Source organism: Meridianimaribacter flavus (assembly GCF_004366715.1).
GTDB lineage: Bacteria > Bacteroidota > Bacteroidia > Flavobacteriales > Flavobacteriaceae > Gaetbulibacter_B > Gaetbulibacter_B jejuensis.
The window spans coordinates 323,945-349,871 of record NZ_SOQZ01000001.1; the positions used below are offsets into that span (position 1 = coordinate 323,945).

General features: G+C 32.6%; 21 protein-coding genes. 11 read left to right on the forward strand and 10 right to left on the reverse strand.

Annotation, left to right across the window (positions count from 1 at the left end):
- Positions 1-99 precede the first annotated feature (99 nt).
- The 4 genes from A8975_RS01510 to A8975_RS01525 all read left to right on the forward strand — a co-directional run bounded on the left by A8975_RS01510 (position 100) and on the right by A8975_RS01525 (position 3,023).
- Positions 100-732 (forward strand): hypothetical protein, encoded by a 633-nt coding sequence (locus A8975_RS01510; RefSeq protein WP_129759635.1) that lies wholly within the window; start codon positions 100-102, stop codon positions 730-732.
- Between the two features lies 1 nt (position 733).
- Positions 734-1,714, forward strand: a complete 981-nt coding sequence (locus A8975_RS01515; protein ID WP_208325349.1) for an LD-carboxypeptidase — start codon at positions 734-736, stop codon at positions 1,712-1,714.
- A 92-nt stretch (positions 1,715-1,806) separates the two neighbouring features.
- Complete coding sequence (locus A8975_RS01520; RefSeq protein WP_134198429.1) at positions 1,807-2,643, forward strand: winged helix-turn-helix domain-containing protein; 837 nt, start codon at positions 1,807-1,809, stop codon at positions 2,641-2,643.
- A gap of 20 nt (positions 2,644-2,663) precedes the next feature.
- Entirely contained in the window at positions 2,664-3,023 is a 360-nt protein-coding gene (locus tag A8975_RS01525) for a YraN family protein (protein WP_131506270.1), read from the forward strand.
- Positions 3,024-3,144: 121 nt separating this feature from the next.
- On the opposite strand, the gene nadD is transcribed toward A8975_RS01525, so the two are convergent.
- Genes nadD through A8975_RS01540 form a run of 3 tightly spaced genes read right to left on the reverse strand, consistent with a single transcriptional unit; the run spans position 3,145 to position 5,158 of the window.
- Entirely contained in the window at positions 3,145-3,723 is a 579-nt protein-coding gene (gene nadD, locus A8975_RS01530; RefSeq protein ID WP_134198430.1) for a nicotinate (nicotinamide) nucleotide adenylyltransferase, read from the reverse strand.
- Positions 3,720-4,301, reverse strand: coding sequence for a guanylate kinase (gmk, locus tag A8975_RS01535; protein WP_134198431.1), 582 nt, complete (start codon positions 4,299-4,301; stop codon positions 3,720-3,722). The genes nadD and gmk overlap by 4 nt, the downstream gene beginning before the upstream one ends.
- Positions 4,301-5,158, reverse strand: coding sequence for a YicC/YloC family endoribonuclease (locus A8975_RS01540; RefSeq protein WP_129759630.1), 858 nt, complete (start codon positions 5,156-5,158; stop codon positions 4,301-4,303). Before A8975_RS01540 ends, gmk begins: the two co-directional genes overlap by 1 nt.
- A 133-nt stretch (positions 5,159-5,291) precedes the next feature.
- Here A8975_RS01540 and A8975_RS01545 point away from each other — a divergent pair, with 133 nt between their 5' ends.
- Positions 5,292-5,768, forward strand: a complete 477-nt coding sequence (locus A8975_RS01545; protein ID WP_131506267.1) for an acyl-CoA thioesterase — start codon at positions 5,292-5,294, stop codon at positions 5,766-5,768.
- On the opposite strand, the gene A8975_RS01550 is transcribed toward A8975_RS01545, so the two are convergent.
- Both A8975_RS01550 and A8975_RS01555 read right to left on the reverse strand, forming a co-directional pair.
- Positions 5,760-6,653 carry a DMT family transporter gene (locus A8975_RS01550; protein WP_134198432.1) on the reverse strand — a complete coding sequence of 298 codons (894 nt, stop codon included), beginning with the start codon at positions 6,651-6,653 and terminating at the stop codon, positions 5,760-5,762. The two genes, A8975_RS01545 and A8975_RS01550, sit on opposite strands and share 9 nt — an antisense overlap.
- Positions 6,646-6,999, reverse strand: coding sequence for an arsenate reductase family protein (locus A8975_RS01555; RefSeq protein ID WP_134198433.1), 354 nt, complete (start codon positions 6,997-6,999; stop codon positions 6,646-6,648). Before A8975_RS01555 ends, A8975_RS01550 begins: the two co-directional genes overlap by 8 nt.
- 74 nt (positions 7,000-7,073) lie before the next feature.
- Between A8975_RS01555 and A8975_RS01560 the strand changes: the two genes are divergently transcribed.
- Positions 7,074-7,529, forward strand: coding sequence for a DinB family protein (locus tag A8975_RS01560; RefSeq protein WP_131506264.1), 456 nt, complete (start codon positions 7,074-7,076; stop codon positions 7,527-7,529).
- Here A8975_RS01560 and A8975_RS01565 read toward each other — a convergent pair whose 3' ends face one another.
- The gene (locus tag A8975_RS01565) at positions 7,530-8,255 is read right to left on the reverse strand and encodes a DUF3298 and DUF4163 domain-containing protein (protein WP_166667429.1); all 726 of its coding nucleotides are present in this window, start codon (positions 8,253-8,255) and stop codon (positions 7,530-7,532) included.
- A 71-nt stretch (positions 8,256-8,326) separates the two neighbouring features.
- On the opposite strand from A8975_RS01565, the gene A8975_RS01570 reads away from it, so the two are divergent.
- Positions 8,327-9,505, forward strand: coding sequence for a cystathionine gamma-synthase (locus A8975_RS01570; protein WP_255421383.1), 1,179 nt, complete (start codon positions 8,327-8,329; stop codon positions 9,503-9,505).
- A 69-nt stretch (positions 9,506-9,574) separates the two neighbouring features.
- Here A8975_RS01570 and A8975_RS01575 read toward each other — a convergent pair whose 3' ends face one another.
- Positions 9,575-10,381: a THC0290_0291 family protein gene (locus A8975_RS01575; RefSeq protein WP_134198435.1), complete on the reverse strand. Its 807-nt coding sequence runs from the start codon at positions 10,379-10,381 to the stop codon at positions 9,575-9,577.
- A gap of 225 nt (positions 10,382-10,606) precedes the next feature.
- Here A8975_RS01575 and gdhA point away from each other — a divergent pair, with 225 nt between their 5' ends.
- The gene (gdhA, locus tag A8975_RS01580; RefSeq protein WP_129759622.1) at positions 10,607-11,950 is read left to right on the forward strand and encodes an NADP-specific glutamate dehydrogenase; all 1,344 of its coding nucleotides are present in this window, start codon (positions 10,607-10,609) and stop codon (positions 11,948-11,950) included.
- A 55-nt stretch (positions 11,951-12,005) separates the two neighbouring features.
- Here gdhA and A8975_RS01585 read toward each other — a convergent pair whose 3' ends face one another.
- Both A8975_RS01585 and A8975_RS01590 read right to left on the reverse strand, forming a co-directional pair.
- Positions 12,006-13,049 carry an alginate O-acetyltransferase AlgX-related protein gene (locus A8975_RS01585; protein ID WP_134198436.1) on the reverse strand — a complete coding sequence of 348 codons (1,044 nt, stop codon included), beginning with the start codon at positions 13,047-13,049 and terminating at the stop codon, positions 12,006-12,008.
- On the reverse strand, positions 13,049-14,374 hold the full coding sequence (locus A8975_RS01590) for an MBOAT family O-acyltransferase (protein WP_243832932.1): 1,326 nt from the start codon (positions 14,372-14,374) through the stop codon (positions 13,049-13,051). Before A8975_RS01590 ends, A8975_RS01585 begins: the two co-directional genes overlap by 1 nt.
- 186 nt (positions 14,375-14,560) lie before the next feature.
- On the opposite strand from A8975_RS01590, the gene A8975_RS01595 reads away from it, so the two are divergent.
- The 3 genes from A8975_RS01595 to A8975_RS01605 are packed head-to-tail and all read left to right on the forward strand — an operon-like array spanning position 14,561 to position 20,124.
- Positions 14,561-16,951, forward strand: a complete 2,391-nt coding sequence (locus A8975_RS01595; protein ID WP_134198438.1) for an ABC transporter substrate-binding protein — start codon at positions 14,561-14,563, stop codon at positions 16,949-16,951.
- Between the two features lie 16 nt (positions 16,952-16,967).
- Positions 16,968-17,687 (forward strand): DNA repair protein RecO, encoded by a 720-nt coding sequence (gene recO / locus A8975_RS01600; protein WP_134198439.1) that lies wholly within the window; start codon positions 16,968-16,970, stop codon positions 17,685-17,687.
- A 25-nt stretch (positions 17,688-17,712) separates the two neighbouring features.
- Positions 17,713-20,124, forward strand: coding sequence for a TonB-dependent receptor (locus A8975_RS01605; RefSeq protein WP_134198440.1), 2,412 nt, complete (start codon positions 17,713-17,715; stop codon positions 20,122-20,124).
- Between the two features lie 46 nt (positions 20,125-20,170).
- Here A8975_RS01605 and A8975_RS01610 read toward each other — a convergent pair whose 3' ends face one another.
- Positions 20,171-25,828: a GEVED domain-containing protein gene (locus A8975_RS01610; RefSeq protein ID WP_134198441.1), complete on the reverse strand. Its 5,658-nt coding sequence runs from the start codon at positions 25,826-25,828 to the stop codon at positions 20,171-20,173.
- Between the last annotated feature and the right edge of the window lie 99 nt (positions 25,829-25,927).

Below are 25,927 nucleotides of genomic sequence, written 5' to 3' on the forward strand. Positions count from 1 at the left end.
TGATGGCAAAAATAACTATTAAGTTTTTTATTCTCTCAATTCTTAATCCTTCAATTGAGTTTTGAGGGCTATTTTTTATTAGATTTGATAGAAAAAGCTATGAAAAAGTACTATTATGTAATTTTAGTATTCTTTTTTACGTGCAATAGTTTTGCCCAAAAAGAAAAAGATTCTACCGAGGTAAAATCTAATCCAATAGTTTATGTCGACTTTTTAGTAGGCGCCTCAAATAGCGGAAATGAAGTAAACGGATTAACTTTTGGATTTAGTGCAAATTATCAAATAAATAAAGATCTATTTACTTTTAGAAGCACATATATTGCTGAGACAAACCCTGATGCAGGATTAGCTAGTGTTTTAATCGTTCCATTATTTATTGGAGGAGATTCATTGAATGAGTTTGCCTTACTCTATGGAAAACGGTTTGTTTTTAATGGTTCTGCTCTTAGTATTTCAGCAGGTGTATCTTCTAATTTGTTAAGGTATAGTAGAACTGTAGATGGTGAAAAATTTAGATATAATGAATCATATATAGCTGTTCCTTTTGAGTTAAATTTTAATTTTTTTAAAGCTAAAAAAAAGCGGTTTAGAGTATTGTATGGGATAATCCCTGTAGGGCAACCAACTGCATTTGGTAGAAGTTTTGGGGTTAAAATATTTGGTAGCTTAGGAGAGTTCAATTATTTTGGTGTAGGTTTAAACTTAGGTTTAGGATGGCATAAAAAATATTAATATGGCATTAAAAAAAATAACATTGTTTCTCTTGTGTATTATAGCAGGTGAAATGTATTCTCAAGAAAAAATGACACAACCACCATATTTAAAAGTAGGTGATACAGTGGCTATTGTAGCACCTTCAGGAATTTTAAAAAACAGACAACATGAAGTTCAACAAGCTAGCGATTTACTTAAAAGTTGGGGTTTAAATGTGGTTGTTGGTAAGCATGTGTTTAGTCAAGACAATCATTTTGCTGGAACTGATAACGAGCGTTGTGAAGATTTTCAAAATGCGATGGACGACCCAACTATAAGTGCTATTTGGTGTGCTCGTGGTGGTTATGGTGCTGTAAGGATTTTAGACAAACTCGATTTCACCAAATTTAAAACGAAACCAAAGTGGCTTATAGGTTATAGTGATATTACAGCCTTACATAGTTTGTTTCATAACCAAGGGTTTGAAACCATACATGCTATGATGTGTGTGAGCTTAACAAAAGACCTTGAAGGACTTGAACAAACCGTTGCTACATTTAAGTCGGCAATTTTTGGAGAGACTTTAACCTATACTTTAGCAGGAACTAATTATAACAGGGTTGGGACAGCATCAGGTGAATTGGTAGGAGGAAACCTAACCATGCTACACACTATGTTGGGTTCTGAAACTAGTATTGATACTTCAGGAAAAATTTTATTTATTGAAGAAATTGGTGAGTATAAATATCATATAGACCGCATGTTACAAAGTTTAAAACGCGCTGGTTATTTTGATAATTGTGCTGGCGTTATTGTTGGTGACATGTCCAAGCTTCGTAAAAACACAACGCTTTGGGGAACATCCATTGAGCAACTTATTTTAGATGCTTTGGCTGATTACGATTTTCCGATTGCATTTAATATGCCTGCTGGACACGAAGATGATAACAGAGCAATGTTTTTGGGTCGAACAGTACAGTTGACGGTTGGTACTGAGCAGTCAACAGTGGTTTTTGAGTAGGTTTCTTTTATCATTAAAGAATGTAAAAAAAGTGTCAAAGAAGTGTCAAACGCTCAAGTAATTGACATATTTATGTTTTATTTACAAAACATATGAAAAGGACTATTTATTCTATATTTTTTATCTTGTTGTTGAGTTGTTCAATGTCTTGTGACGATGAAAATTCATTTTCTGAAATCACTAAAATTGCATTGCGAGATGTAGGGAATTCACTTTTACTGTCTCAAAACGATTCTACCTCTTTGGTTTTACCAATTACTAATATTGATACTAACAAATTTGAATTAACCTTTCAAGAAGAACTAAGTATTGTTCCAGATAGTTTAGTAGATGCAGTAAAGAATAGCTTTGCAAAAGCCAATTTGCCTGATAATTATAGAATTGAAGTATTGCATTGCTCAGATAATGAAGTAGCGTATAGCTATGAAATGAAAAATGAAGAGCAGAACAGTATTATACCTTGTATGGGTAGAGCATTACCTGTTGGGTGTTATATAATTCAAGTGCAATTTACTGAGCTTAAACAAACTTCTTGGGTAATCTATGTATTACTTTTTGGTGGAGTAATTTTGGCTTTATGGTTTTTAATGAAACTTAGAAAACCAAAGCTCAAGGAAGACACGTTGGAATCTTACATTATTGGAAAATATGAGTTTTACCCTGACCAAAATAAATTGGTAAAGTCAGCTTCTGAAATTCAACTTTCCAAAAAAGAGTGCGAACTGCTTGAAATTTTCTATGAAAACTTGAATACTGTAGTTAAACGAGATGAGTTGGTTAAACGAGTTTGGGAAGACCAAGGCGTGTTTGTTGGTAGGAGTTTAGATACCTATATTTCTAAACTGAGAAAAAAATTACAGGAGGACGATTCTATAAAAATAACCAACATTCATGGTGTTGGATATAAGTTGGAAGTCTTAGATTCATAGCATTTTAATTATTAAATAAGATGGCACAACACAACGAACTTGGTAAAAAAGGCGAACAACTAGCAGTAGATTTTTTGTTGCAAAATCACTATGAAATTGTGGAACGCAATTATCGTTTTGACAAGGCTGAGGTTGATATTATAGCCCAAAAAGAAGCTATTCTTGCCATTATTGAAGTGAAAACACGCTCTACTACCGATTTTGGAAATCCGCAAGATTTTGTAAAACCAAAACAAATTAAAAACCTGGTAAAAGCAGTAGATGAATACGTAACCGTAAATGGTTTAGAGGTAGAAGTGCGTTTTGATATTATTGCAATTGTAAAAAACGAAAAAGACTACACGATAGAGCATTTAGAAAATGCATTTTTTCATTTTTAATTCCCACGAAAGTGGCAATCTCAAAAATTAACGCAAGATTTTCATTAAAGTAATACCAGTAATTTCAAAAGGTATATGGAATAAGTCTTAAAGCTAAGAGATTCCTGCCTACGCAGGAATTTTACCTATAAAAATTCATTTCGTCAACATATTCCCAAACGTGTTCAGGAAGCATTGGCCTTATGTTTTTACCTGCTTTTATTGATTTTCTAATAAATGTAGAAGAGAGCTCCATTATTGGAGCAGCAACATGATGAATTTTTGGGTGAGCATCAAACTGGGTTTCAACACTTCCTTCAGAAATACGAGGATACACATATATATCATGACCTTGAAGAATCAATTCATAGTTTTTCCATTTATGGAAACTTTTTAAATTGTCTTCACCCATAATTAAAGCAAACTCATAATCAGGATGTTTTTCTTGTAAGTATGTAAGCGTATTTATAGTATAATTTGGTTGCGGCAAGTTAAACTCAATATCGCTTGGTTTTAGTTTGGTATAGTCTTTAGTAGCACGATATACCATTTCTAAACGTTGGTGGTTATCTAGTAAAGAGTTCTTTTTTTTAAACGGATTGTGAGGCGTAACTACTAACCATATTTGGTCCAAATCACTATATTCAGCCATGTGGTTGGCAATGGTTAAATGCCCAACATGAATAGGGTTAAACGTGCCAAAATAAAGACCTATTTTCATTTTTTATCAATACCTAAATAGTTTGAAACTAGTTTGTATGCTTCGTCTAAAGCTTTGTCTAAATCGTCGTTAACTACAATTTTGTCAAACAATGGTGCAGTTGCCAATTCAGCAGATGCCTTTGCAATACGCATGTTTATTTTGTCGTCGCTTTCGGTCTTACGTTTTTTAAGTCTTATTTTAAGTTCGTCAATACTTGGAGGTTTTACAAAAATGGCAAGTGTTTCTTCTGGGAATTTTCGTTTAATGCGTAATCCTCCAGAAACATCAATATCAAAAATAACATGTTTTCCTTTGGCCCAAATACGCTCCACTTCGGTTTTTAAAGTGCCATAAAAGTTATCGCGATATACTTCTTCCCACTCCAAAAACTCATCATTTTTTATTTTCTTTTTAAAGTCTTCAAAACTTAAAAAATAGTAGTCTTTACCATGTACTTCTTCGCCTCTTTTGGCACGCGAAGTAGCCGAAATAGAAAATTCTAAATCCAACTCTTGCTGTTTAAGCAAATGTCTTACAATAGTGGTTTTTCCTGAGCCAGAAGGCGCTGAAAACACAATAAGTTTACCTTGCTTCATTATAATACGTTTAAGAGTTGTTCTTTAATTTTTTCGAGCTCATCTTTCATTTGAACTACCAGTTTTTGCATTGGTGCATAATTAGATTTTGATCCAATGGTATTGATTTCGCGTCCCATTTCCTGACTGATAAATCCTAATTTTTTACCGTTAGAATCGCTAGATTTTAATGTTTTCAAAAAGTAGTCCAAATGATTGCTTAATCTTACTTTTTCTTCAGTAATGTCAAATTTTTCTATGTAAAAGACCAGTTCTTGCTCAAAACGATTTTCGTCAACTTTTTCTTTTATATCAGCAATTCCTTTTTGCAAACGCTCTCTTACTCCTTCAATACGCTCAGGATCCATTTTTATAACTTGCTCCAATAGGTTTGAAATAGTATTGACACGTTCTATAAAATCGGCTTCCAAAACTTGTCCTTCATCTAATCTGTACTGATAAATTTTTTCTAGGCTGCTATCAATTTCTTTAGCAATTTGGCTCCATTCGTCCTCATCAATTTCATCACGTTCAGTAGTCACTGCATCAGGAAGTCTAATAGCCATTTTAAGCATTTCGGTTTCATCACCATCAACAACTTCTTTAAGTTGTTTAATGTATTGTTGCACAACTGTTTTGTTGATTTGAGTAGAGGTTTCTTCACCAGTAATTTCCATGTACAACGAAAAATCTATTTTACCTCTTACCAGTTTAGAAGCGATTTGTTTTCTTATCTCAAGTTCCTTTTCTCTGTAAAGCGAAGGCATGCGAGTATTTAAATCTAAATTTTTGCTGTTAAGGGATTTTACCTCTATTGAAATCTTTTTTGTTGGAAGTTGAATTACAGACTTCCCATAACCTGTCATTGATTGTATCATGAACCTACATTTATATAAAAGTTGAGCAAAGGTAAGGAAAAACATATAGTTATGGGTTATTATAAAAAGCGGAATAACTATTATGCTTGCATAACAAAAATCAATAGATTTGTAGAACTTAAAAACCTATGTTATGTATAAAAAACAATTTGAAATTAGATGGAGTGATGTTGATGCTAATAGGCATTTAGCAAATTCTGCCTATGTAAACTTTATGAGTCATACTCGAGTGGCTTTTTTTGAAGATCATGGCTTTTCGCTTTCAAACTTAGCTAAGTATGATATTAGTCCTGTAATTTTTTATGAGCACATCTATTATTTTAAAGAAGCGTTTTTAGGCACGCCAATTACTGTAAGCTTAGAAATTATGGGCTTAAGTGATGATGGTATGTTTTTTCAAATAGAGCACAATTTCTACAATCATAAAGGTGAAAACTTAGCTAATTGTGAAATTTTAGGTGCTTGGATTAATTTAAAAACAAGATCGTTAACACCACTTCCTGAAAACTTTAAACAGGAAATGGACACTTTCCCTAAGTCCAAAAACTTTAAGGTTTTAACAAAAGAAGATACTAGAAAGTTCGGTAAAAAGCCAGTAAACCTAAGCTGATGCTTTAGGCTTTTTGGTAACCAAATACACTCCAGTAAAAATTAAAGCAGCAGCTAATATTTTTACAGTGTTTACAGTATCGCTTCCCATTAGTATTGCAAAAATACCAGCAATTACAGGTTGTATGTACAAAAATGTACTTACTGTTGATGCTCTTAGTTTTGTTAGCGCTAACGGATTTAAAAGATATGTACCAAAAGTTGCGCCTACAATAACAAATAGTATTGAGAAATAGATGTATGGCGTAAATGTATTAAGGTCAACACTTAATACCTCATTATACCCAAAAGGTAACACCAAAATAAAACCAAATAAAAACAACCATTTTATAAATGTAAACGGATGGTATTTATTGGTGAGTTTTTTAATGATTATTAAGTAAATACTATAAGACACAGCATTAATAAATACTAAAAAGTTACCTAGCAAAATATTGTCTCCAACAACTTTTGAACGTCCATAAACCGATAGTACAATAGCTCCAGCAAACCCAAGTATAACGCCTAAAATTTTAAGAGAGGTTAATTTTTCGTTCAGCAAAAAAGAAGACAGTACCAAAACCACAATAGGTACAACAGTCATAATTACTGATGCATGTATAGGTGTTGTAAATTCTAAGCCTTTAAAAAAGGTAAGCATATTAAGAGCAATACCAAAAATAGAGGCAAAGAAGAAGGTTAAAAAGTCCTTTTTATCAATTTTTTCTTTAGGAGCGAAGATGCTAAAAATCCAAAAAAGCACAGCAGCTCCTAGCACTCTAAGTAAGATAAATCCAAACGGTTTTACATGTCCTTCATCAATAACATCATTAGCAAAGGTAAAGGTAAGACCATATATAACTTGAACTATAAAAGCGGCTATTAAAGCCAAAATTCGGCTATTCATGTATTGCTTTTTTTGCAGCCTCAACAGTTTTAGCGCTGTTGCCAATAAAAATCTGATTATTTGCAAGTATCACAGGTCTGCTTAAAAAGGTGTAATGCTCAAGGATGTACTGTTTATAATCTTTTTCAGAAAGGTTCATGTCTTTTAAGCCCATTTCTTTATAAAGTTTTGCACGTTTGCTAAACAACGCTTCATAACTACCAGCTAGAGCTTTCATTTCGTCGAGTTGCTTAACAGTTATTTCTTCGGTTTTAATATCCTGTAAGGTAAAATCTGAAGGTAGATTAAGCGTTTTTAAAATTCGCACGCAAGTGCTACAAGTTTTTAGGTAGTAAACTTTATTCATGAGTTAACAGTTTTACACTGCAAAGTAAACGGATTTGAAGCAAAAATTAATTACTTTTAAATAAAATTTAAACTATGGAATGGGATTTTGATATTACATTAAAAAACAGAGCTGTTCTTAAAACCTTTATTGAGAACTACTCCTTAGAAGAGCTCAATAAAGTACCTAAAGGGTTTAAAAACAATATGATTTGGAATATAGCTCACACCATTGCTACTCAACAATTGTTGGTGTATAAGCTATCGGGTTTACCAATGATTGTTAACGATGATTTTGTTGAAGCGTTTAGAAAAGGTACAAAACCTGAACGCGATTTAACACAAGCCGAAGTTGACGAAATAAAAGGATTACTTTTCTCAACTATTGAAAAAACCAAGGAAGATTATAACAACAAAATCTTTCAAACCTTTAATGAATATACAGTAACCACAAAAAACAGGTTAACAAATGTCGAGGAAGCCATTGCCTTTAACAATTACCACGAAGGCTTGCACCTAGGTTATATTTTAGCGTTAAAGAAATCTATTTAATTACTCTGAGAGTTTTAAGAACTCACTAATTTCACTGTAAGGTATAGTAAACTCAGTAACACCTTGAGCATAAGCAGCTATTTCGTAGGTGTTGTATAAAAAGATGATGCCTTCATCGCTAAAACCAATATTTTCAGGCATTTTAAAAAACTCGTCAAAAAAGTAATCGTCAGTATTTTGGTTTTTAGAGATGTTCAATTCTTTTTCAAGATAGGTTTCAGCAAGTTCAGCAACTTTTGTGGGATTATTAAAAATATCATCAAAACTGTATAATGCTCCAGATTTAGGGTTAAAATTCAACAAAGTAATAACGCTATTGCCATGAGCTCCACCAGTAAACGTGTAAGAGTCAATTGCAATGGTAATTACGTTTTCAGAGTTGTAAACTACTTCGCCACTTACATTTGCATCCCATTTAATTGAGCTGTCTTCAAATTCTTTTTTAAAATTTATATATCTGTTTTCAAAATCTTTAATTGAAGCTTCTAATGATAATTGTTCGGTATCATCTTCAAAAAAGGCTATGTTTTTTGAAATGGTTTGCTCTATTTCAGAATTTATTTTTGAAGCAATGTCTGATTTGGATGTAACTTTTGGGTAGATAATTTCAATATTAACATGCTCATTGTTTTCAATAGCTGTTTCAGAAAATTCAATAGGAGTTACTTCATTTTTACAGCTGTAAAAGAGGGTGAATATTACTATAATTAGGCTAAGTTTTTTCACAGGGAAAAGGATTTTGTTAAACATACTATAAAGGTATTACATAGATTTGAATACAACGAATTAAAGGTTAAATTTGTTGTAATTATAAAAATAGAAAGACATTCAGTACTATGAAATTTAATACTAAAACAATACATGGAGGTCAAGAGCACGATCCTGCTTATGGTTCGGTTATGCCTCCAATTTATCAAACATCTACTTACGCACAATCTACTCCTGGAGGACACAAAGGATATGAATATTCAAGAACTCATAACCCAACACGTAATGCGCTTGAAAATGCTTTTGCAAGTATAGAAAATGGAAATCATGGGTTAGCATTTGGGTCTGGTTTGGCAGCTATTGATGCAGTAATTAAGCTTTTAAATCCTGGAGATGAAGTTATCTCAACTAACGATTTGTATGGCGGAAGTTATAGATTGTTTACAAGTGTTTTTGAACGCTTTGGAATAAAATTTCATTTTGTAGGAATGGAAAATGCGTCTAGCATTGAAAACTACGTAAATGAAAACACAAAGCTTATTTGGGTTGAAACACCTACTAACCCAATGATGAATATTATTGATATTAAAGCAGTATCAGCAATTGCTAAAAAGCACAATTTGCTATTAGCAGTTGATAATACTTTTGCTACACCATATTTACAACAACCTTTAGATTTAGGAGCTGATATTGTAATGCATTCGGCAACTAAATATCTTGGTGGACATAGCGATGTTGTTATGGGAGCATTAGTTGTAAAAGATAAAGCGCTTGCTGAAAAATTGTATTTTATACAAAATGCAAGTGGAGCAGTTTGTGGTCCTCAAGATAGCTTTTTGGTATTAAGAGGCATAAAAACACTACATGTACGTATGCAACGTCATTGCGAAAATGGTAAAGCAGTTGCTGAGTTTTTAGCAAATCATCCTAAAATTGAAAATGTATATTGGCCTGGGTTTACGAGTCATCCAAACCACGAAGTTGCAAAGTCGCAAATGAAGGATTTTGGAGGAATGGTATCGTTTACCACAAAAGGGAACAATTATGAAGAAGCTATAAAAATTGTTGAGAAATTAAAGGTGTTTACGCTTGCTGAGTCTTTAGGAGGTGTAGAATCTTTAGCTGGACATCCAGCAAGTATGACACATGCTAGTATACCAAAAGAAGAGCGCGAAAAAACAGGAGTAGTAGATTCGTTAATTAGACTTAGCGTTGGTATTGAAGATGAAGCCGATTTAATTGCCGATTTAGAACAGGCTATAGGATAGTTTGAACTTTCAAGAATAAAAAAGACCAACAATTACTGTTGGTCTTTTTTATTATATATCTTAAAATGATTAATCTAAGTAGTAAATGTATCCAAAGTTTAACCATACTAACCAATCGTTGTATTTGTTGTAGTCTAGTTTATGGTCTAAACCGTCAATCCAATCACTAAAATAGTATTGCCAACGAAGGTCTAGCATTAAATCGGATAATTCGGTTAATTTATATCTAACACCAACGCTTGTTACTACAGACCACGCATTGACTTTATCTAAATTAATAGGATATTCAGTATCAGTTGCAGGATCAAACCAATAGGAATAAATGTTGTTTTGGTTAAAGATGTTTCCGTCACCATAATCAGTACTTCCTTGTGGACTAGATGAGGTATAATGCGCTCCTAAACTTATAAAGGGAGCAAACCTATAACTAAACGCTTGAAAAGAACGAATACTCAAGGGAAAATATTCTAACTGCATACCAACATCAAAATTTTCAGCCACACCACGTTGCGCTCTTAATCTATCAGCGTTATCACTAACATTATCTGGTCCTACCCATTCACCATGATGTTGTAGGTTGGTTTTATTCCAAGATATTTCACTACGAAGTTTAAAGTGATCGTTAAAGTAGGTGTCAGTAGAGTAGCAGTTACAGTCTGCTCTGTAAGCAAAATTGATGTAGTGAACTAAACCAATACCAATACCTGAGTTTCCAAAATTGGTTTCTTCTTCGTTTCTACTACCAAAATCTGATCTAAATTGAACTGGTCCAACTATAGCACCAATTTCGTGGGAAAAACCTAGTTGAGAAAACACATTATTTACATTTGCAAGAAGAACAAATATAATGGTTAACTGTTTCAAATTAAGCGCCATATGGTTTCATTTAGTGAGGGCATAGATATCAACAAATATATAAAAACTGCTTTAACTACCAAATAATTAGTGTTTAAGCTATAATTATAATTTAAACGTTCTGATTTATAAGATTGTTACTCACATATTATTTTTTTGAGAATAATAAAAAAATAAGTTGTATTTTTTAGAGATAACGTATCTTTGTGCCTTGAAATTATCAATGCATTATTAAATAAATATATAATGAAAGAAAAAATTGAAGCTTTTTTAGACCTTGTAAAAGAAAGAAATGGTCAAGAACCTGAGTTTTTACAAGCAGTAGAAGAAGTAGCTGAAACAGTTATTCCTTATATTGCTAAACACGATATTTATCATGGAAAAAACATTCTATTAAGAATGGTTGAGCCAGAAAGAGTAGTGACTTTTAGAGTGTGTTGGGTAGATGATTCTGGTGAAATACAAGTAAATAGAGGTTATAGAATTCAAATGAACTCTGCAATTGGTCCTTACAAAGGAGGATTACGTTTTCATCCATCAGTAAATATGAGTATTCTTAAGTTTTTGGCTTTTGAACAAGTATTTAAAAACAGTTTAACAACTCTGCCAATGGGTGGAGGTAAAGGAGGAAGTGATTTTGATCCTAAAGGAAAAAGTGACAACGAAATTATGCGTTTTTGTCATTCTTTTATGAGTGAATTATTCCGTCATATAGGACCTCAAACAGATGTTCCTGCAGGGGATATTGGAGTAGGTGCTAGAGAAATAGGATTCCTTTTTGGAATGTATAAAAAATTAAGAAACGAGTTTACTGGAGTTTTAACAGGAAAAGGAATGTCTTGGGGTGGTTCTTTAATTAGACCAGAAGCAACAGGTTACGGTAATGTTTATTTTGCTCAAAGTATGCTTAAAACCAAAGGAGATGATTTTAATGGAAAAACAGTAGTAGTTTCTGGATCTGGTAATGTGGCACAATATGCTGCTGAAAAGGCAACTCAATTAGGAGGAAAAGTAGTGACATTATCAGATTCTTCAGGTTACATTTATGATGAAGAAGGTATCGATGCTTCTAAATTAGCGTTTGTAATGGAGCTTAAAAATGTAAAAAGAGGAAGAATTAGTGAGTATGTTGAGAAATATCCTAACGCTAAATTCTTTAAAGGTGAAACACCATGGAATGTAAAATGTGATGTTGCTTTACCTTGTGCAACACAAAATGAACTTAATGGTGATGATGCTAAAGCATTATTAAATAACGGTTGCATTTGTGTAAGTGAAGGTGCTAATATGCCATCAACTAAAGAGGCGATTGCAGAATTCCATAAAGCTAAAATATTGTTTGCTCCAGGAAAAGCATCTAATGCAGGTGGTGTTGCAACTTCTGGTTTAGAGATGACTCAAAACTCGTTACGTTACAACTGGACGAGAGATGAAGTAGACAATAAGTTAAAAGAAATTATGGCTAACATACATGAAGCATGTATTGAGTATGGTAAAGATGAAGATGGTTATGTTGACTATGTTAGAGGAGCGAACATTGCAGGTTTTGTAAAAGTTGCTGATGCTATGCTAGCTCAAGGAGTAGTGTAATTTCAAATAAAAAATAAAAAGAGTAATAAGGCCTATGAAAATCATAGGTCTTTTTTTATTTGGACAAGTTTTCAAACAAATTACGTTCAATCATCTCAAAAATGACAATATCTGGTTTTTCCTTATTTATTAACTCTTTATTTAGTTTATAACCTCTTAAGTATATAGTAGTTCCAAAACTTTCATTGAAAAATCCCATCCAAGCATTGGCAAAAGAATCTCTATGCATTAGTAATGTTTTAGTTTTGCTGGGGTTTGAAAAGACTTGTTTATGATATTTGCTAAAAATAATTTTGGTTGCTATTGTATCTTTTTTCTGTAAAAAAATAGCATCTTCTTTGAAAGTTAGGTTTATCTGCTGCGTAACATCATTTACTTTTATAGGTTGAATAACTTCTTCATACTCTTCAATGCCTGCTATAGGTAAATCATGAGTTTTATTTATAATTTTCATAGTATAGTTATAGCCTATATATGCACCATAGTCGTTCCAATGTGTGTTGGTTTTATAGTATAGTAGCTTTTCGCTTTTCGCCTTAACTAGTGTGTCTCTTAAATAAACAATTTCAAAATCTATTTCTTTTTTTAAATAGTCATTTAGTATTTCTAAACGTGTTTTCTTTTGAGGATGACTATAAGGTAAGTATTCAGGATAAACTCTGTGTTTATTAGGAGGTACAACTATTTTAAAGTCTATTCCTTTTGAAGTTAAAAAGCTTCTCATAGACTCAATGTTGTTTTTTATCGTCTCTAACTCTTGAGAATCAATAACAGTATTATAACCAAAGCTGTCATCAAATAAGTTGTTATATTCATTTCCTAAGAAATACCAGCCACTTTTTCCTACTACGCAACTATTGGGTAATGGGCTGACATTGATGTTGTTTTTAAATTTAAAATATGAATCTATTAGCTCAGTTTTTAAGCCAAATTCTTTTTGAAATAACTCATTAACTCTATCAATTTTACTAAGCTCTTCTTCATTTTTATTTTGTTTTTTCTCTTTAGGATTAAAAAACATTATAGTACTAGGAACAATAAGCAAAGCCATAAACAGTATTATGGTGAGTAGTTGTGATATTTTTTTATAATTACTCATTAAAACCTAAAGTATATAAAAGGATTGTAAGAGTCTGAAGCAATATACATACAGCAAATTATAAATAGAACAGTTAGTCCAACAGGTCTAAGTAGCAGTAAGCTCTTATTTAGTTGATGTAATTGACTGTGCAGTAACCTAGCTTTAATAAATTTGTAAATAGGCATAGAAAACACAAGAGCTAAAATTAGAGCTATAGCAACCTCTTTGTTAAGGTAGTATGTTATAAAATCAAGATTGATACTACTATTAAAGGAGAACATACTTGCTAAGTAATTAAAAGCATAACTTAAGTTCTCACTTCTAAAAAAGACCCAAGAAATAGTTACAATAAGTAGTAAATAAAAATGGGAGACAATACGGTTTTTGACAAGCACTTTTTTAAGCCCAATACGTTCTATTATAATGAATAAACCATGAAACAAACCCCAAACAATAAATGTCCAACTTGCGCCATGCCAAAGACCAGTAACAAAAAAAACAATCATTAAATTAAAATAAGTGCGATTATTTCCTTTTCTGTTTCCACCTAGAGAAATGTAAACATAATCTTTAAACCAATTAGACAAAGTCATGTGCCAGCGTCTCCAAAACTCTTGAACAGTCTTGGATATATATGGAAAATTGAAATTTTCGGGAAAGTTAAACCCAAGCATTTTACCTATTCCTATTGCCATATCTGAATAACCTGAAAAATCGTAATAAATTTGGAAACTATAAGCTATAACTCCTAACCAAGCAGTAATAGCACTCATCTCTCCGTCTGGTAAGTTAAATATAGCATCAGCTAAATAGGCACAGTTATTAGCTATAATCATTTTTTTTGCTAATCCAATAATGAAGCGTTCAACACCTTTAGAAAAAGAATCTACTGTAACTTTTCTGTTTTTTAATTCATGTTGTATTTCACTATACCTTACAATAGGTCCAGCAATTAATTGAGGGAATAAAGTTACATATGTAGCAAAATCAATAAAGTTTTTATTAGCTTTAATAGTTCCTCTATAAACGTCAATAGTATAAGACATAGTTTGAAAAGTATAGAAACTAATACCTAGAGGTAAAACAACATTAGCAAATCTAGTACTGTTCTCAATGCTTACATTAAAAACACTGAGTAAATCACAAAGATTTGAGAATACAAAGTTTGAATACTTAAAATAAATAAGTATACCTAAATTGAAGAAAACAGAAATAAATAAGCCTACTTTTCTTTTGCCAGAATTAATAATTAAACCACAACAATAATCAACTATTGCAGAAAGTAAGATGAGTATTACCAGTTCTTTTTCTCCCCAAGTATAAAAAAGAACACTAACAAGCAATAAAAAAAAGTTTTTTACCCTTTTGGGAATGATTAAATATAGTAGAATTACTAAAGGTAGAAAAGCAAATAAAAAAACAGGGCTACTAAACAGCATTGACTGTATTGTTATTAATAAGTAATGAAGTCAAAAATACAATAATTAATATTATTTTTGGTTAATATTATTTTGAACTTATTTTGTCTTATGAAGTTAAATTTACACATTGCTGTACTTGCTTTAATTTTCTCTTTTAATTTATCGTTTGCTCAGGACTATTCTGATTTGTGGGCTGAACATTTTTCTTATTTAGAGATTACTGATGTCGCAAATGATGAAGACAAGATATATGTAGCTTCTCAAAATTCTATTTTTGTTTACAATACGATTACTTCTGAAATACAAGAAATAACTACCATTAATGGACTTTCAGGAGAAGATATTACTACAATTCATTATAGCTCAGAATTTGATTATTTATTTCTTGGTCATGAAAGCGGTTTAATTGAGATTGTTAATATTCAAGATGAAATAGAAGTTATATCTGTTGTTGATATTGTAAACAAAGAAACAATACCACCTAATATCAAGAGAATTAATCATTTTTATGAAGATGATGGAACAATATATATATCAACTAATTATGGTATTTCTGTTTTTAATTTAACAAATATTGAGTTTGGAGATACTTATTATATTGGATCAGGCAACACATTTGTTGAAGTAACACAAACAACGACTAGTAATGGCATTATTTACGCTGCATGTAAATCAGGAAACGGTATGAAAATGGCTAATCTTTCTAATCCTAACTTAATTGATGCTACGCAGTGGTCAACAATAATAAGTGGTAACTATGTTGCCGTTTTAAGTGTTTTGGATAGTGTGTATGCAGTTAGACTCAATGGAACTGTATATGAAATTGATGGAAGTACATTGACCCAATTATTTATCATTAATGGAGAAATAATGGACACACAAATAGCTCAAGATAAAATAGTAGTAACAGTTAGCACTATGTCTAATGTTTACAATGAAAATTTTGATTTGATTTTTTCTCAAACTATTCCTGTTGATTTAGAGACAAAATACACCACAGGAACTATTGACGCAAACGGCACTATATTTATTGGAACAGAGGGGATACAAAATATAGGTAAACCTGCATACGGGTTACTCAAGTTTTCTAACGATGATACATATCAGTCTATACATCCTGACGGACCTCTCAGGAATGACGTATTTGAGGTTAATGCAAATAATAATGAAGTTTGGACAGTTTTTGGAGGTTATTCAAATTCGTTTGCTTTTAGTGGAGGATTGGCTAGGTCTGGAATAAGTCACTTTAAAGATGAACAGTGGATAAATAAACCTTATGATTCAATTTTGTCTATTGTTGATTTTCCAAGATATTTATCTCACATAGCAATTAACCCTTTTAATAATTCTCAAGTATATATATCATCTTATTATTCTGGTTTATTAGAGGTTTTAGACGATGAAATTGTTGGAATATATAATCAAGATAATAGTACTATTGTTCCTTTTGCAGCAAGTTTGCATTTAACATTGGTTAATCATTTTGATGATAGAGGTGTGTTGTGGGTCGCTAATGGAAGAGTAGATAGACCACTTAATAAATTTGTAGATGGAAATTGGACATCATATGATTTCTTGTCGCTCATTAATCCATCTGATAGTAATTTAGGCTTTTCTTCAATTCAAGTTGACTCTCAAAATAAAGTTTATTTAGGGACTTTTAGTTATGGTTTAGTAATTTGTGATACTGAAAGTGCAGATGCTCCAGTTATAAATATTGTTTCGTTAGAACAAAATATGCCAGTTGAAGATGTGAGAGCCTTAGCTCTAGATAGGAATAACGCATTATGGATTGGAACTAGAAAAGGGTTAAGAGTTTTATATAATACTTCAAATGTTTTTGAACAACAGTCACTTTCGGTTAATGAAATAGTAATTTTAGATAATGGAATCCCTCAAGAATTGTTGTCTAATCAATTAATTACTGACATTGAAGTAGATGGTTCTAACAATAAATGGGTAGCGACATCTACTTCAGGAATTTTTTACTTTTCTCCTGATGGGCAAGAAACAATTTATCATTTTACAAAAGACAATTCTCCTTTACCTTCAAATACTATTAATGATGTTTCAATTGATAATAGTAACGGAGAAGTGTTTATAGCTACAGACAAAGGAATGGTTTCTTTTCTTTCTGGAGGATCTAAGCCTGAAGATGAGTTAAAAAATGCCTTTGTGTATCCAAACCCTGTTAGGCCTGAATATGATCTTTTAGGGTATAATGATTTAAATAATATTACAAAAGGAGTCAAAATAAAAGGGCTTACCGAAAATGTAAACGTAAAGATTACTGATATTGAGGGTAATTTGGTTGCCGAGGCTCAATCTAACGTTAACCAAAGATCTTCTAACTATAATTTTGCTATTGATGGTGGAACAGGAGTGTGGAATGGTAAAAACCTAGCTAATAATGTTGTTGCAACAGGTGTGTATCTAATTATGATTTCTGATTTAGATTCTTTTGAAACAAAAGTTTTAAAGCTCCTCATTGTAAGATAATCCAATTACACAGTTTATGCTTATAAAAACTAATGTAATTGTTCTTTCAAAACTCAAATACAGAGATAACGATCTTATTGTAAAATGCTATACCAAGCATAGAGGTTTGGTGAGTTATATTTTAAGAGGTGTTCTCAAATCTAGAAAAGGTAGTGCTAAAACTGCCTATTTTCAACCGTTAACTCAGCTTCAAGTTGAAGAAAACTATCGACCTAATCAATCTCTTCAAACCCTCAAAGAAGTAAAACCTAAGTATGTTTACGAAAGTATAAACACCAATGTTTTGAAAGGGTCTGTTGCTATGTTTTTGTCAGAAGTGTTATCAAATACTTTAAAAGAGGAGGAGAAAAATGATTTGTTGTTTGAATATTTAGAAACTACACTACTTTGGTTGGATAATGAAAGTAGTTTTTCAAACTTTCATCTATTATTTTTACTTAATCTAACAAAGCATTTAGGGTTTTATCCTCAACAGTCAAATATTGATAATAAATACTTTAACTTAAGCAGTGGAGAGTTTGAGGTAAACAAGACTAACATGTATTCCATTTCTGGAGAAAATTTAGTGCTCTTAAAACAGCTGTTAGGCATAAATTTTGATGCATTAAATACGATTAAATTAAACTCAAAACAAAGGCAATCGTTTTTAAATATGATATTACTTTATTATGAGTTACACTTAGGAGATTTTAAAAAACCTAAATCGCTAACTGTTTTTAATCAAGTATTTAACTAACTAAAACCAACAAAAAAAACGTACAATGAAACACAAATTTCTATTTGTATTAATTTGCTTTACTTCATTTTTACAGGCACAACAAATTCAAGTTATTGAAAAGGGGACAAATTTACCCATTTCAGGAGTTACAATTTATAATTCCGATAAATCAAAATCGGTAATTACTGATATCGATGGATATACGATTTTAAGTCAGTTTGATGATAATGAAGCTATTTTTTTTCAAAACTTGTTATATCAAAAACTAAGAACAACCAAAGAGGAAATAGCAAGTAACAATTTTATTGTGTATTTAACTCAAAACGTTGAAGGGTTGAATGAGGTAGTAGTTTCTGCCTCAAAATTTGAACAAAGCAAGAGAGATATTCCTCAGAAAGTGATCAGCTTTGATGCTGAAAAAATTCAGTTTTCAAATCCGCAAACAAGTGCAGATTTGTTGGAAAACACAGGGAATATTTATGTTCAAAAAAGCCAGTTGGGTGGTGGAAGCCCAATGATTAGAGGGTTTTCAACTAACCGATTGCTGATAACAATTGATGGTGTTAGAATGAATAATGCCATTTTTAGAGGAGGTAATCTTCAAAATGTAATCTCTATTGATCCTTTTTCTATTCAAAATACCGAAGTTAATTTAGGAGCAGGCTCTGTTGTTTATGGTAGCGATGCTATTGGTGGAGTTATGAGTTTTTATACTAAAAAACCTCAGCTTTCGTATTCAGACTCTTTGTTTTTTAAAGCCAATGCAGTAGCAAGATATGCAACAGCAAATAGTGAAAAAACAGGACACCTAGACTTAAATTTCGGACTTAAAAAATGGGCATTTTTAACAAGCGTAAGTTATACTGATTTCGACGATTTAAGAATGGGAGCTCATGGTCCAGATGAATACATTAGACCTGAATATGTTGAAACCATTAATGGCGAAGACGTTATTGTTGCTAATGATGAACCCTTAGTACAAAAACCAACAGGCTATGATCAAATTAATCTTCTGCAAAAAATTAAGTATCAACCAGAAGATAACCAAAGCTTTGATTTAGGACTGTATTATACTGAAACTTCAGAGTATTCTAGATACGACCGATTAATAAGATATCGAGGAGACAATTTAAGATCTGCCGAATGGAATTACGGACCACAGCGTTGGTTTATGGCAAACTTACAGTACACTAAACTGAGTAGTAACTCTAGCTTTTATGATAAAATACAAACTAACGTTGCCTTTCAAAATTTTCAGGAAAGCAGAATTGATAGAGATTTTCAGTCTGTTGAAAGAAATACAACCGAAGAAAGTGTAAACGCTATATCTTTTAACCTTGATCTCGAAAAGCAGTTGGGTTCTAAAACAGAGTTGTTTTATGGTGTAGAATACGTTTACAATAAAATTAAATCTGAAGGAAATACATACAACATAGAAACCAACGAGACTGCTAACGCTGTGTCAAGATATCCTGATGGTTCCGATTGGCAATCTATGGCAGCTTACACAAGTTTGAAATATAAACCTAATCCTAAATTTGTTTTCCAAACAGGAGTGCGTTATAATCATATTATTTCAAATGCTGATTTCACTGAAAACAATCAGTTTTTGAACCTTCCGTTTAATGAATCAAAAATCAATGCAGGAGCATTTACTGGTACAGCAGGAATAAGCTGGATACCAAACGAAACCATCCAATGGAAATTAAATGCCTCTTCGGCTTTTAGAGCTCCAAATATGGATGACATTGGTAAAGTGTTCGACTCTGAACCTGGTTCAGTAGTTGTGCCTAATAACAATTTAAAACCAGAGTATGCTTATGGTGGTGAACTTGGTCTTAATTTAAATTTTGATCAAACATTTATCATTGATCTTTCAACGTATTATACTTATTTAGATAATGCACTTGTACGAAGAGACTTTAATATTAATGGTGAAACTGAAATTGAGTATAATGGTGAGCTAAGTAATGTGCAAGCTATTCAAAACGCATCTAAAGCTTGGATTTATGGTTTTGAAGCAGGAGCTCAACTTAATTTTTCTGAAAAGTTTAAACTTACCACACAATATAATATAATAGGAGGGACAGAAGAAGATAATGATATTGAAGTTCCAGTAAGACATGCTGCACCAAACTTTGGAAACACGCATTTAGTTTGGCAAAATGATAAGTTACAGTTAGATGCATTTGCTGTTTATAACAATGAGTTGTCATTTAATCAATTGGCGCCTTCTGAAGCTGAAAAAGATTACATCTATGCTTTGGATGCTAACGGAAATCCTTATTCGCCTTCTTGGTATACTCTTAATTTAAGAACTAAGTATAAGATTACTGATGCAGCAACACTAATAGCGAGTTTAGAAAACATTACAGACCAACGCTATAAAACATATTCATCAGGTATTGCTTCTGCTGGAAGAAATTTAATTCTGTCCTTGATGTACACATTATAAATAAAAAAGCCTCCAACTTAGGAGGCTTTTTTGTGTGATGATTATTTTATTTTCGTTTCACTGCTTTCTTAGTAATTACTTGTCCGTTTGACAATGTTACTTTAGCCAAATAGGTAGCTTGACTTAAAGCAGAAAGGTTATAAATTTCTGAATTGCTATTACCATTAAAGTTGTATAGCGTTCTTCCTAAAAGATCAATAATTTCAACATGTTCAATAGTAATATTTGCACCTATAGTGAATTTAACATCATTGTCGTTAAGCTCAATGATTGTTAAATCTTTAGGACTAATATCTTTATCGTCAATTGATAGCGTTTCTGGCATAAATACAATTTCAAAGCGCTCATTAAACTCACCAGCTTCTGATGTAAAAGTATAATCAGTTTCTGATAAATTATGAGTGATATTTAATAATTTATCTTTTACATAAATAGTATTAGTGGTTAAAAACTCACCTTCTAGTTTTGAGATAGTTAAGGTATAAATTGTAGGTGTATTTATTAATGTACTAAATCCTAAAGGAATTACTTCGTTTAAGGTTAAACTCTCTGGCGCTTTTCCTTGAATGGTGTACTTTTTATCAGAACCTTCAATAATTGAATACATCACAGCATTAACGTTTGGCGAAGCCATAGGAGCATCAAAATACATTTTGTCCAAACCGTTAGTTGCATTATTGACATAACCTACTAAAATTTGATTAAACACTCCATTATCAGTTGTTAAATCTAACCATAATTTATTAGGTGTGTTGGTTGTGTTTTGTCTAAAGAATTGAGAGTTATCGTTGGTTCCTCTTACACGCATTGAATTATTAAAAACAACACGTTTTCTTTGTATATCTCCTGCTTGTGCTGTTGGGTTTGAAACATACTCAGTAGTAGGAGCAGTATCAGACATTGCAATAAAAAATGCTTGACCCGAAGGAATCATTCTATTTGTTGGGTCACTGCTATCTCCACCAGCACTAGTAGCTGTTTCTCCTACACCATTAATGATAGCATAATCACTTTGAGAAAAGTTTAGCTGCTCATTACCGCTAGTATTGCCATCAGGAGGAGTGTTTTGTGACCACAAATAAATAGCTCCATCAACTACTCTGTTAGTGGCAGTGCCTATATCTGCATTGTAATTTAAAAATGCATCAGCACTTATTGCAGAAGGATATGGGTTTCCAAGTAAATTCCAGTTATTATCGTTGGTTTCCTCGTCATTTCTATACATCCAAACTTCAATAACACCATTATTAAAAAGACCTCTAAATGAATAAGTAAATTGACAGTTAGGACCATTATTACAAGGAAGTGCACTAAATAAGCCAGAATCGTGAGTTGAAGCGTATCCAACACCAGGAGTCATAAAATCACTATTGTTTGTTTGTTGCCAATCGTACCCTGTACCATCAGCAAATGAGCTTGGATCATCTATATTGTCTTGACCAATTATAAATGTGTTAGTATTGTTAATTTCTTGATTAGAATCTCTATAGTCCTGAGCACTAAATTTAAAACGCCTGTTACTCGAAGCATCTACTAAAGCATCTCCAATAGTTTCTTCAAAAACAGGAGAACTCCAGTAGGTGTATTCATACCAGTTATCCATCATTGCAGTTCTCTTATTAACTTGAATATTGTCAGGATTATCGGCAGTTACTAAACCATCATCATTAATTTGTACAAAAGCACCTTGAGGATGAACTAATATTGAAGCTGTACCATTTAGTATAAGGTCATTACCAACTTCTACATACGTGTTAATACCACCATTGTTAGCATCTGCAATAATAAGTTCTGCATCATTAATGATTAAATTACAAGCCTCAAAGCTTGTTTCTCCATTAACATTTACACTAGTGTTATAATCGGCATTTAAAATTGCAGTCTTATTAGAAGCTGGAGCAGATGACCAGTTCGTTCCGTCCCAAATTGCTGTTTCAGCACTTATTTTAACAGCATTACTAGCTGTATAACAAGTGCTAGAATTTTCCCTAACTTGACAATAGAACTGATAATCAATATAAGTAATTGGGTTAATTATATCTAGTGATGCTGATGTTGAATCATTATTAAAATCGACATTATTAGGAACAACAACAAAAGTAGTAGCGTTTGGTGCAAGGTAGTACCATTGATAACTTAAAGGTAGACCTCCTGCAACACCTTCAGAGCCATTTACTGTAAGTTGAATGGAGTTATTACAGTCAAAAGTAGGTGTGTTTAATACAGAAACTGTTGGTGGAATTCCTAAAGAAAAATCAAATAGCCCAATGTCTACATAATCAGAATCAGAACAATCAGTCCAGTCAATCATATCCCAATCATTAATGTCAAATGTGCTAGAAGGCAATGGAGTAGCATTATTTTGTCTTCTAAAATTAACACCATCACCACCAATACCTAGTCCATTAGCCCATGTGCTACTTCCATAAACTCCAAATGCATCAATAATAGAAGTTGTGGAAATTCTGTAAAGAGCAATCATATCAGAGCTATTATTGTCAAAATTAATTCCACTTGATGAACTAAAAGTTTGGTTAGGGCTCACACTCAAATTATTTAATGGACTACAAGATGTTGTCCCAAGCGCTACAACATAAACGCTACCAGATGTTAAGTTACCAGATAATACATTTGAACTAGAAGGGCTTGCATTACCATTATTGTATACATTTATACTATAATCTGATAAATTTATTGTGCCTGATGTACCATTAAAAATCTCAACATAGGATGAACTTCCACTTGTTGCATCTGTAACCTCGCTTATAAATAAATCATTTGGAATTGTTGATGACAGAGCAGTTTCACAACCACTAATTGCATTATCAATAAAAGTAAAAGTATTTGTAGAAGAACAGCCAGTTGGAAATTGAACAACTAAATTTCCTGATGTTGAACCAGCAGGTACTAAAACAACAAGCTCAGTAGAAGTTGAAGAAACCGTCGTCATAAGTAAGCCATTTAATTCAGCGTAGGCTCCAGTTAAATCTTCAGCAGAAGTGATGGTTACTTCAGTGTTTTCAGGTCCTTCAATTGGCCAAATAGAACTAACTAAAGTTGCTGTGCATACTCCTGTGCCTTCAATATCAAAAGTATAAGGGTTCTCGTCGCTATCAGAATTAATTATGCTCACAGTAGCTGTTCTTGTTCCATCAGCAGTAGGAGAAAATTCTATTCTAAATTCAGAATCAGAAGATGAAGCTATAGAGGTATTAGGTTGTAGGGTTACTGTAAAATCACTAGCATTTGTACCTGTAATTTCAACGATAGGTGCTCCAGTAAGGTTTAAAGCAGTTGCTCCAATGTTTTCTACAAAATAACTTTTTTCAGCACTAGTTGACCCTACGTTTGTTGAGCCAAATAATGTGTTGTTTAAACCATAAGGAGCGTTAAAGCCGTTTGGTATAGTAATATTATTACCTTTTACATTTATTTCAGCATTTGTTGGTTGGATGACATTAATGGTGTAATCTTCAACCTCACCAAAATTAAAATCTTCACAAGGTGTTGCGTAAGGTCCTCCATTATCTGATTTTGCACTTACTCTCATTCTTATATTTCCAAGTACAGCGTTTGTAGGAACTGTAATAGATAAAGGAGATAAAGATGGTTGAGCGTTTGCACTATTGGTGGTTGTTCCTAATTCAAAGGCTTCGTTTCCAGAATTATTAAAAGTTCCGTCTTGATTCCAATCTATCCAAACTTTTACATAAGACGTATAATTACCTGAAGTGTTAACATTAACACTTAAATTATAACTATCACCTAAAGTCAAATTGGTTGTAATTGCTGTGTAATTCGAATAACTATTAGTAGAAACAGTTGTATTATCAATAGTATTTAGATTAACATTTAAAATACCAGACGCATTAGTTCCACCATCAGAACTACAATATGTTAATGTAGGTACTGAACAAACTTCTACTCCTTCAGACCATGTTGTCCCTCTTCTTATAAATACATTAAAGCAATAATTTAAGCCATTAACTAAACCAGTAACTGATTTGTTGGTAACATTTGCTGTTGTTTCGTAAACAAGCTGATTAGGTGTAGTATAAACATCATTGTCAGCTCCTGAATAAGCTGAGCCATCACCTGTTGGAGTAAAGGTAACTGAACCTTGGTTAGCTACTATAATTAATTGATCCCAACAAGAAGTAGGTGTTGGATTATTCCAACTTAAATTGACTTGGTTAGTAAGTGGTGTAGCAGTTAGGTTGCTAATATCTCCCTGAGCAATACCATTGGTAACAGTACTTCCACCTGTGCCTCCACTTGCCCATCCAGTAAGTGATTCGCCAACATAAGAATATACTGTAAACGAATAATTGTTATTCTCAGTTAATCCTGTAATAGTAGCAGATGTAGCATTACCTTTATAAACGACGCGACCTAATGAAGCAGGTGTTACAGGAGTAGCTAATGAAAAATCTGAATTAGCAGTATAAGTGTTAGCGTCAGTTTTGGTTCCTGCAGGATCGGTTCCTCCGTCGATTGCAAAAACAACATAACCTGTTGGAGTAGTTCCTGTAGCTGGAGGTGTCCAGCTTAAAATAACACTATTATCTTCAAAACAACCTGAAATACCAGTTACGTTATTTGGATTAGGATTAGAAAGATTTAAAGTGGCACTGTTTGATGTTGTTGAACCACAAGCATTACTTAATACACATCTGTAAAGATTACCATCCATTGTCGTGTTTGTAGCTCCTGTTGTATAGGTGTTAGTTGTTGCTCCAGTACCATCTGTTACATTGTTCCAACCCGAACCAGAGTTAACTTCCCATTGGTATGTTGTAGCATTACTAGAAGCAACAGAGAATGTTGCTGTATTTGGTATTATAGCATTTTGATCGGTTGGTTGTGTAGTTATATTAGGAGCAGTAATTCCTGTACCAGTTAAAATGCTTGTAGCATCATCTGTTATTGTTGTGCTACTTATTGTTAAAGTAGCTATTTGCGCTCCAATAGCAGTAGGAGTAAATGTAACATCATAGGTGGCTGTACTAGAAGGAGCAATAGTAGTTGAAGATAAATTGCTTACTACAAACTGAGGGTCATCTGAAACCACATTAACATCAACAGCAGGCACAGTACCATTATTGGTTATTGTATACTGTAGTGTTGTAGCAGATGTATTTAAGCAAGAAGAACCATGGTTTGTTGAAGCGCCTGAAATGGCAAGGTCTGAGGTTGGAGTTACTAACTTATATAATTGCAATTCTTGTTGTCCGGAATTTCCATATGCTGCAAATCTAGGAGCTCCAGCGTTGTAAGAAAGTTGTCTCGATGAATGATCAACATTTAATACTGTAAATTTGCCACTACTATATGAAAAGACCCATCTTTGTTCATCACTGGATACAGCAGTAACAGCATAAGCATGATTACTTGTACCAGTATAAGACACATATCTACTACTAGCTTCATTATAAATGGTTCTACCTGAGCCATTGACTTCAATTCTCCATATAATAGCGGCAGCGGGATTTGAGATTTCACCACTAACTGGTGAAACATTGGTATAACCAAAATAAGATCCGCCATTGTTGTTGTTCATAGCATATTGGTCATCTTCGTTTGTGACAACATAATAACCATCTGTGAGTTCTGCTAAACTTGTAATTTTGGTATAAGTCTGCCCAAACCCAGTTGCGGTTAGGCATAAAAATACTATTAATACGAGGGAGTATTTCTTTTTCATAAAGGGAAAAAATTATATAACGCTAAAAAACAAGCAGTAAATATAAGCTAAATTACTTAATTTTCAAGGGGTTGAGTTTTCGGTTTTATTAACAAATTG